Origin of the sequence: Marinimicrobium sp. UBA4209, assembly GCF_002381585.1 — a bacterium.
Classification (GTDB): Bacteria; Pseudomonadota; Gammaproteobacteria; order Pseudomonadales; family Cellvibrionaceae; genus Marinimicrobium; species Marinimicrobium koreense.
Map to the genome: position 1 here is coordinate 4,425 of NZ_DFTP01000032.1, position 7,620 is coordinate 12,044.

9 protein-coding genes are annotated in these 7,620 nt (G+C 60.8%); 3 read left to right on the forward strand and 6 right to left on the reverse strand.

Annotation, left to right across the window (positions count from 1 at the left end; genetic code table 11):
• From B3187_RS04860 to rdgC, 3 genes are all read left to right on the forward strand, one after another.
• A partial coding sequence (locus B3187_RS04860) for a sigma-70 family RNA polymerase sigma factor (RefSeq protein WP_286804863.1) occupies nt 1-525 on the forward strand: 525 nt, incomplete at its 5' end.
• Nucleotides 526-929: 404 nt separating this feature from the next.
• Entirely contained in the window at nt 930-2,018 is a 1,089-nt protein-coding gene (locus B3187_RS04865) for an AI-2E family transporter (protein WP_286804864.1), read from the forward strand.
• A gap of 89 nt (nt 2,019-2,107) precedes the next feature.
• Nucleotides 2,108-3,025, forward strand: coding sequence for a recombination-associated protein RdgC (gene rdgC / locus B3187_RS04870; protein ID WP_286804865.1), 918 nt, complete (start codon nt 2,108-2,110; stop codon nt 3,023-3,025).
• A 166-nt stretch (nt 3,026-3,191) separates the two neighbouring features.
• On the opposite strand, the gene B3187_RS04875 is transcribed toward rdgC, so the two are convergent.
• From B3187_RS04875 to B3187_RS04900, 6 genes are all read right to left on the reverse strand, one after another.
• Nucleotides 3,192-3,731: a GNAT family N-acetyltransferase gene (locus B3187_RS04875; protein ID WP_123638074.1), complete on the reverse strand. Its 540-nt coding sequence runs from the start codon at nt 3,729-3,731 to the stop codon at nt 3,192-3,194.
• A gap of 8 nt (nt 3,732-3,739) precedes the next feature.
• Entirely contained in the window at nt 3,740-4,753 is a 1,014-nt protein-coding gene (lipA, locus tag B3187_RS04880) for a lipoyl synthase (RefSeq protein WP_024461004.1), read from the reverse strand.
• 92 nt (nt 4,754-4,845) lie between these two features.
• Complete coding sequence (gene lipB, locus B3187_RS04885) at nt 4,846-5,511, reverse strand: lipoyl(octanoyl) transferase LipB (RefSeq protein WP_024461005.1); 666 nt, start codon at nt 5,509-5,511, stop codon at nt 4,846-4,848.
• A 4-nt stretch (nt 5,512-5,515) separates the two neighbouring features.
• Nucleotides 5,516-5,794 (reverse strand): YbeD family protein, encoded by a 279-nt coding sequence (locus B3187_RS04890; protein WP_024461006.1) that lies wholly within the window; start codon nt 5,792-5,794, stop codon nt 5,516-5,518.
• A gap of 109 nt (nt 5,795-5,903) precedes the next feature.
• Nucleotides 5,904-7,052 carry a D-alanyl-D-alanine carboxypeptidase family protein gene (locus tag B3187_RS04895; protein ID WP_123638895.1) on the reverse strand — a complete coding sequence of 383 codons (1,149 nt, stop codon included), beginning with the start codon at nt 7,050-7,052 and terminating at the stop codon, nt 5,904-5,906.
• A 70-nt stretch (nt 7,053-7,122) separates the two neighbouring features.
• Nucleotides 7,123-7,620, reverse strand: a 498-nt coding sequence (locus tag B3187_RS04900) for a septal ring lytic transglycosylase RlpA family protein (protein ID WP_286804866.1), incomplete at its 5' end; no start/stop codon positions are given.

Consider the following 7,620-nt stretch of genomic DNA (forward strand, 5'->3'; position numbering starts at 1 on the left):
ACCCGCTCGATCGCCGACCAGGCGCGCACCATCCGTATTCCGGTGCACATGATTGAGACCATCAACAAGCTCAACCGTGTGTCCCGCCAGATGCTGCAGGAAATGGGCCGCGAACCCACCCCGGAAGAGCTGGGTGAGCGCATGGAGATGCCGGAAGACAAGGTCCGCAAGGTGCTCAAGATCGCCAAGGAGCCGATCTCCATGGAGACGCCCATCGGTGATGATGAAGACTCGCACCTGGGTGACTTTATCGAGGACAACACCATTGTCTCGCCGGTGGATTCCGCCACCACGGAAGGCCTGACCGAGGCGACCCGCGAGGTGTTGGCCGGTCTGACCGCCCGGGAAGCGAAGGTGTTGCGGATGCGTTTCGGTATCGATATGAACACCGACCATACGCTGGAAGAGGTAGGCAAGCAGTTTGACGTGACCCGCGAGCGGATCCGTCAGATCGAAGCCAAGGCCCTGCGCAAGCTCCGCCACCCGTCCCGCTCGGACCACCTGCGCAGTTTCCTGGACGAATAAATTTGGTTTGTGATTACTTGGAAAGACCGCCCAAGGAGTGGGTGTCTTATTCCGAAAACGCGATGAATACATCCCTGTAGCTCCCTCCCGGAACGCCGGACCGCTTCCTCCATGAAGAGAGGGTTTCGGAATAAGACACCCACCCCTCGGGCTCCGTGCCATCCTCCTACTTCCGTACTTCACCGACCACCTCTCAGCAAAAAACCATTTCGTGATGTATCATTCCACCCGGGCGCGAGAAGAGCCTCTGAGGGCCGATTTGGGGTGTACTGTTTCCAGACCGTGGAGCGGGGGACCCGCGATGCGAGCCCCCAGGGATGGGTTCACGGCGTGTCTGGAAACAGTACACCCCGAAGCGGCCCGGACGTCATGCAGCGAAAAAACTGATTGGAAGGAATGGACAAATGAACAGCAAAATGGAAACACGAGCGTTTATCTGGCTATTGCTGCTGGTCTCGGTGGGTTTTCTGTGGGTGCTCAAGCCCTTCTTTGGCCCCATCTTCTGGGCCTGTGCCGTCGCCATCATCTTCTATCCCGTACAACAGCGGCTGCTGAACAAATTCAACCAACGCGAAAACATCGCCGCCCTCACCACCCTGCTGCTCTGCCTGGTCATCGTCATCCTGCCGGTGATCTTCATCATCACCTCCGTGGTCGCCGAGGGCGTCGGCATCTACCAGAAGCTGGATAAAGGTGACATCGATCTCGAACAATACATCGACCGGGTCCAGGAAAGCTTCCCGGTCATCCAGTCCGTGCTCGACCGCTTCAACATCAGTATTGATGAACTGCAGAGCCACGCGACCGACGCGGCCATGGCCACGGGCAAGTTCCTCGCGCAACACACCCTCGATATCGGACAGAATGCCTTCCGCTTCGTGCTCAATATCTGCCTGATGGTGTATCTCACCTTCTTCATGCTGCGCGACGGCTCGCGGCTGCTCGAGCTGCTGATCAAGGCGCTGCCGATTGGCGATGAACGCGAACGGCTGCTGTTTCGCAAGTTCGCGGAAGTGACCCGGGCCACGGTGAAAGGCAATATCGTGGTGGCAGCGGTTCAGGGGGGCCTCGGGGGCATCATCTTCTGGCTGTTGGACATTCCCGCCCCCATGCTCTGGGGCGTGGTCATGGCCTTTGCCTCCCTGATTCCCGCCGTCGGTGCCGCCATCATCTGGGCGCCGGTCGCCATCTACCTGCTCGCCACCGGCGACTACACCCAGGGCATTATCCTGGTGGCCTTCGGTGCGGGGGTGATCGGCCTGGTGGACAATATTCTGCGCCCCATTCTGGTTGGCCGGGACACCAAGCTGCCCGACTACGTCGTGCTGCTCTCCACCCTCGGGGGTATCGCCCTGTTCGGGATCAACGGTTTCGTCATGGGGCCCCTGGTAGCGGCCCTGTTTGTGGCCTTCTGGGGTATTTTCGTGCGCGAATTCAACTCCGAGAACACCCTGACCGGCGCCGACCGGGACTCGCTCGAGCACCAGAGCTAAGCCGACTCGCTGTGGTACACTCCCCCGCTTTCTGACCGGGCGCACGCCTCGAAAGGTGCGCCCTTCACGCCTGCCAGACCGGATCGATTATGTGGTTTAAAAATCTACGCCAGTTTCAACTGACCGAACCCCTGAATGACAGCGCCGAAGCGCTCTCGGACAAGCTCAGCCAAGCGCCTTTCAAGCCTTGCGGAAGCCAGGATATGAGCCGTTTCGGCTGGGTACCGCCCGCCGGCCCAGACGCCCAGGACTACGTGCACGCCAGCAACGGCTACCTGATGGTATGCCTGAAGCGGCAGGAAAAAATCCTGCCTGCAGCGGTGATCAACGAGCATCTGGAAGAAAAGCTTGCGGACATCCGCGCCGAGGAAGGCCGCCCGGTGGGCCGCAAAGAGCGCCAGACCCTGAAAGACGAAATCATCTTCGACCTGCTCCCCAAGGCGTTCAGCAAGTCCGCCCGGGACTACGCCTTCATCGCCCCCCAGGAGCGTCTGATCCTGGTCAACTGCTCCTCCAGCAACCGCGCCGAAGAGCTGCTCAGCCAGTTGCGTGAAGCCCTGGGTAGCCTCAAAGCCATTCCCCTGACCCCGCAGCAGGCACCAGCCCAGTTGATGACCCACTGGCTGCGTGGCGAAGACCTGCCCGCCGACTTTGTGTTGGGTGAAGAGTGCGAATTCCAGGCGGGCAAAGACAGCCGGGTGGTGCGTTGCAAGAACGTGGACCTGAGCGCGCCGGAGGTGGCCAGCCATCTGGAGGCCGGGATGTTCGCCAGCAAGTTGGCGCTGACCTGGAAAGAGGCAATCCATTTTGTGTTGGACGACCAGTTCGCGGTCAAGCGGTTGAAGTTTGAGGATAAGCTGCTCGAGCAGGCCAGCGACCGCAACCCGGAAACCGCTGCGGAAGCGTTTGATGCGGATTTTGCGGTGATGAGTATTGAATTGACCGCCTTGGTTAAGGCGTTGGTTGAGGCGTTTGGTGGGGCGGTGGAGCCGGAGTCGGTGGTGTAAGTTTGGGGTTGGGTTACGGCGGATGCGCGCTTCGGGGTTAGGTTATGGCGGATGCGCTTCGCTTATCCGCCCTACGCGAACTGCGGTGGTATGCGTAGGGCGGATAAGGCCAAAGGCCGCATCCGCCGTTACCGGACGTGACCACAAATCCAATACTTAATGCCCGCTACAACCGTCTTACGAAAATATCCACGTCGGACTGGCTGACTCTGGCCTCTCCGCCTGGCTGCCAGCCGCGTTTCTGGTAAAAGCCCTGCTGGTTGTCGGTAAACAGCCACAGCTCCGTTTCGCCCTGCTCATGGGCGTAGCGGCAGGCTTTATCCACCAACACACTGCCCAACCCTTGCCCTCTGAGCGCCTCCGGCACATACAGATTACTGAGCCATAACCGCTGCGCCCCGCCCGCACTCGCCTGATAGCGGACCAGACTGACACTGCCCAGAACTTCCGCTCCTTTACGGGCAATCAGCGTCACCGGGATGGCCTCGCGGGTGAGGTGGCGGTGCAACTGCTCCGCGCGGCGATCCAGCGATGATTTCAGGCCGCGAGCCAGACAATGTTCGTGGTGCCAGTGGGCGATGGTGTCGATAAAACCGCTGAGCCCCGCTGTGGAGGGCATCAGCGGTTCAATCACCAGAGAGGTGCCTGCCGCCACAGTGGCCTGTGGCGGGAAAGCGGTCGGTTGGGGGCTGGCCGTTTCGGCCATCTCGGCGCTTATTGTCCTGACGCCAGCAGCTCGTCAACCACACCCACGGCTTCCCCGTGGGCCTGTTTGTCGGCGTGGTAGCTGGAGCGCACCAGCGGGCCGCAGGCCGCGTGCTTGAAGCCCAGCTCGTGGGCGATGCGGGTGTACTCGGCAAACTCATCCGGGTGGACAAACCGATCCACCGGCAGATGGTCCCGGGACGGCTGCAGATACTGGCCGATGGTGAGCATATCGATATCGTGCTCACGCATATCCTTGAGTACCTCGATGATCTCTTCTTTGGTCTCCCCCAGGCCGACCATCAGGCCGGACTTGGTGAGCACGTCCGGACGGCGCTTCTTGTACTCTTTGAGCAGCTTCAGGGACCACTTGTAATTGGCGCCGGGGCGCGCCTGACGATACAGACGGGGCACGGTTTCCAGGTTGTGGTTGAACACATCCGGCGCTTCCTGTTCGAGAATATCCAGGGCAATGTCCATCCGGCCCCGGAAATCCGGGGTGAGAATTTCCACCTGCAGATTCGGGCTGTGCACGCGGGACTCGCGGATGCAGTCAGCAAAATGCTGGGCACCGCCATCGCGCAGATCGTCCCGGTCCACCGAGGTGATCACCACGTACTTCAGGCGCATCTCGGCAATGGCCTTGGCCAGGTGCGCGGGCTCCTCTTCATCCAGCGGGTTGGGCTTGCCGTGGCCCACATCGCAGAAGGGGCAGCGGCGGGTGCAGATCTCGCCCATGATCATGAAAGTGGCGGTGCCGCCACTGAAACACTCGCCCAAGTTGGGGCAGTTGGCCTCTTCACACACCGAGGAGAGGTTGTTCTTGCGCAGGATCTGCTTGATCCGATCCACTTCCGGCGAGGCGGGTACCCGCACCCGAATCCAGTCCGGCTTGCGCTGCACCTCATCGGAGGCAATCACTTTCACCGGAATGCGCTCGACCTTGTCCGCATCGCGCAGCTTTTCACCCTGACGCAGGCGACGGGTGCGTTTGACGGGCTGTATTTCGGGGGTATCGGTCATGAAACTCTCTCGTCTCTCTATCTCTCGGCTCCGGGTAGAGCCGAGCGGCTAGTGCCTGAATGCTGTACGTACGGCCTTGTGGGCCTCCGCGATCAGCGCGGTGGGCCGGGCATTGTACACGAATAGCCTATTTTCTGTACAAAGTGCCCGACCAGGCGATCCTTGACCTCCGCCATATCCGGCGCCGTGGTCAATTGATCCGCCAATTGGGTCATCTGCAGCCCCTGATAGCCGCAGGGATTGATACGTCGAAACGGCTCCAGGTCCATGGCCACGTTCAGGGCCAGACCGTGAAAACTGCAGCCCCGGCGCACCCGCAACCCCAGAGACGCGACTTTGTCACCGGCGATATACACCCCCGGCGCATCCGGCCGGGGGTAGGCTTCAACGCCGTAACTGGCCAGCAGGCCCACCAGGGTCTCTTCCAGCGCGGTGACCAGGTCCCGCACCCCCATGCCCAGGCGGCGCAAGTCCAGCAGCGGGTAGGCCACCAGCTGGCCGGGGCCGTGGTAGGTCACCTGCCCGCCCCGGTCGGTCTGTACCACGGGAATATCCCCCGGCAGCAGCAGGTGCTCGGGCTTGCCCGCCTGTCCCTGGGTGAATACCGGGGGGTGTTCCACCAGCCAGAGCTGATCCTGGGTTTCCGCATCGCGCTCGTCGGTGAAAGCGCGCATGGCCTGCCAGACGGCGTCGTAGGGCCGACGACCGAGGTCGCTGACCTGCAGCGTCAGGGAATGCGGCGCGACAGCGGGCTTCACCGGCTCAAAGCACCATTTTGGTCACGGAGCTGGCCACCAGCTCCTGGTGAATGGTCTTCAACTGCTGTTCACCGGTGGCGGTAATCCAGACCGTCAGAGACTGGTAGGTACCATTGCGGCTGTCCTTGATCTTGATGCGCGTCTGGTCAAAACCCGGGGCGTGGCGCTCCATCACCTCAATGACCAGTTCGTGCAGCTCGCTACCCGCATCACCGAGTACCTTGATGGGGTAATCCTCGCAGGGGAACTCGATTTTGGGGGCGTCAGGGTTGGAAGCGGACATGGGGCCAGCGTGCCTCTCGAATAGCTTAAAACGCCGGCATTATAACAGGAGTGAGGGGGCTATGTCCGGGCCTCCCCCAAAGGAGGCAGGGCCCGGACAAGGCGGGGTATTACCCGAAGATTTTGAGGAAAAACAGCTTGATTGCGTCGATCAGGCGCTGGAAGAAGCCCGCTTCCTCCACCGGCTCCAGCGCCACCAGGGGCACATCCACCAGGCGCTCACCGTTGAGATCAATGGTCAGATTACCCAGCTCGTCGCCTGCGGCAATGGGGGCCTTGATGGTTTCATCGATATGCATCTGGGCTTCCAGGGCATCCTCTGCACCGCGGGGGATGGTCAGGCGGATGTCCTCGGCCACGCCCAGCACCACTTCCTCCTGCTTACCGTACCAGACGCGGTTACGCTGCAGTTCATCGCCCGCATCGTAGATAGACTGGGTCTGATAGTAGCGGAAGCCATAGGCCAGGAGCTTTTCGGTTTCAGCGGCCCGGGCATCTTCACTGCGAGTGCCCATCACCACGGAAATCAGGCGCATATCCCGCCGCACCGCCGAGGCCACCAGGCAGTAGCCCGCCTCTTCGGTGTGGCCGGTTTTCAGGCCGTCTACCGTCTCATCTCGGAACAGCAGGCGGTTGCGGTTGGCCTGATTGATGCCGTTGTAGGAAAAGTACTTCTCGCTGTACATGGCGTAGTGATCGGGGTGATCCTTGATCACCGCCCGGGCCAGAATGGCCATATCACGGGCGGTGGTCAGGTGCCCCTCGGCGGGCCAGCCGGTGGAGTTTTCGAAATGGGTGTTGGTCATGCCCAGTTTGGCGGCGGTCTGGTTCATGATGTCCACAAACCCTTCTTCGCTGCCTGCCACATGCTCCGCCAGAGCAATGCTGGCGTCGTTACCGGACTGGATGATGACGCCGCGCTTGAGGTCCTCCAGGCGCACCTGGGTACCCTCGCGAACAAACATTTTCGAGCCGCCTTTGCGCCAGGCCTTGACGCTGATGTTGACCATATCGTCTTCACTGATACGACCCTGCTCGATCTCCTCCGAGACGATGTAGCTGGTCATCATCTTGGTCAGGCTCGCCGGCGGCAGCACCATATCCGCCTCGTGCTCCACCAGGATCGTACCGGTATCGGCATCCATCAGCAGATAGGCGCTGGCCGCGAGGCTCGGGGGAGCGGGAATAATGACCTGCTGTGCCTGCACGGCCAGAGTCAACAACATCAAGACGGTGGCGGAGAAAAGTTTTCGCATCATCATGTAAAACCGTTTTTTAAAAAGAAAAGATCCTTATCGCACAGACTCACTTTGCGCTGGAATTCTAGCACTATTCCCGCACGATATGGGTTTGCTCAATCGCATTTCTGCGCAGCTGCTCACGCACCTGCACAACTTCTTCGTTACTGCTCAGAGGCCCGATTCGTACCCGGTGCAACACCGGTTGTTCATCGGCACTGTGCACCTCGACCGGGAAGTCCGTCAGGGCACTGACCCGCGTCTGCTGGGATTTGGCCGCATCCAGTGAGCCAAAAGCGCCCACCTGTAAGAACGTTTTTTGGTCCGAGGTATCGTGCTCGGAAGACGTGTCCGCTTCGGCCCGCAGAGGCGCGGGAGGCTGATTACCGGGTACGATGATTTCCACTTCCACCTGCGCGGTTCCCTGGCCGGCAAACCCCAGTCGTTGAGCGGCGGCGTAGCTCAGATCGATGATGCGGTTGCCGTGAAAGGGACCGCGATCATTGACCCGCACCACCACCTGACGATTGTTGGCCAGGTTGGTGACCCGCACATAACTCGGGATCGGCAGCGTCTTGTGCGCGGCGGT

Bases quoted from the DNA above. Each gene is read 5' to 3' on its own strand.
- B3187_RS04865 (WP_286804864.1), top strand. From the start codon at position 930: ATGAACAGCAAAATGGAAACACGAGCGTTTATCTGGCTATTGCTGCTG.
- rdgC (WP_286804865.1), top strand. From the start codon at position 2,108: ATGTGGTTTAAAAATCTACGCCAGTTTCAACTGACCGAACCCCTGAAT.
- B3187_RS04875 (WP_123638074.1), bottom strand. From the start codon at position 3,731: ATGGCCGAAACGGCCAGCCCCCAACCGACCGCTTTCCCGCCACAGGCC.
- lipA (WP_024461004.1), bottom strand. From the start codon at position 4,753: ATGACCGATACCCCCGAAATACAGCCCGTCAAACGCACCCGTCGCCTG.
- B3187_RS04890 (WP_024461006.1), bottom strand. From the start codon at position 5,794: ATGTCCGCTTCCAACCCTGACGCCCCCAAAATCGAGTTCCCCTGCGAG.
- B3187_RS04895 (WP_123638895.1), bottom strand. From the start codon at position 7,052: ATGATGCGAAAACTTTTCTCCGCCACCGTCTTGATGTTGTTGACTCTG.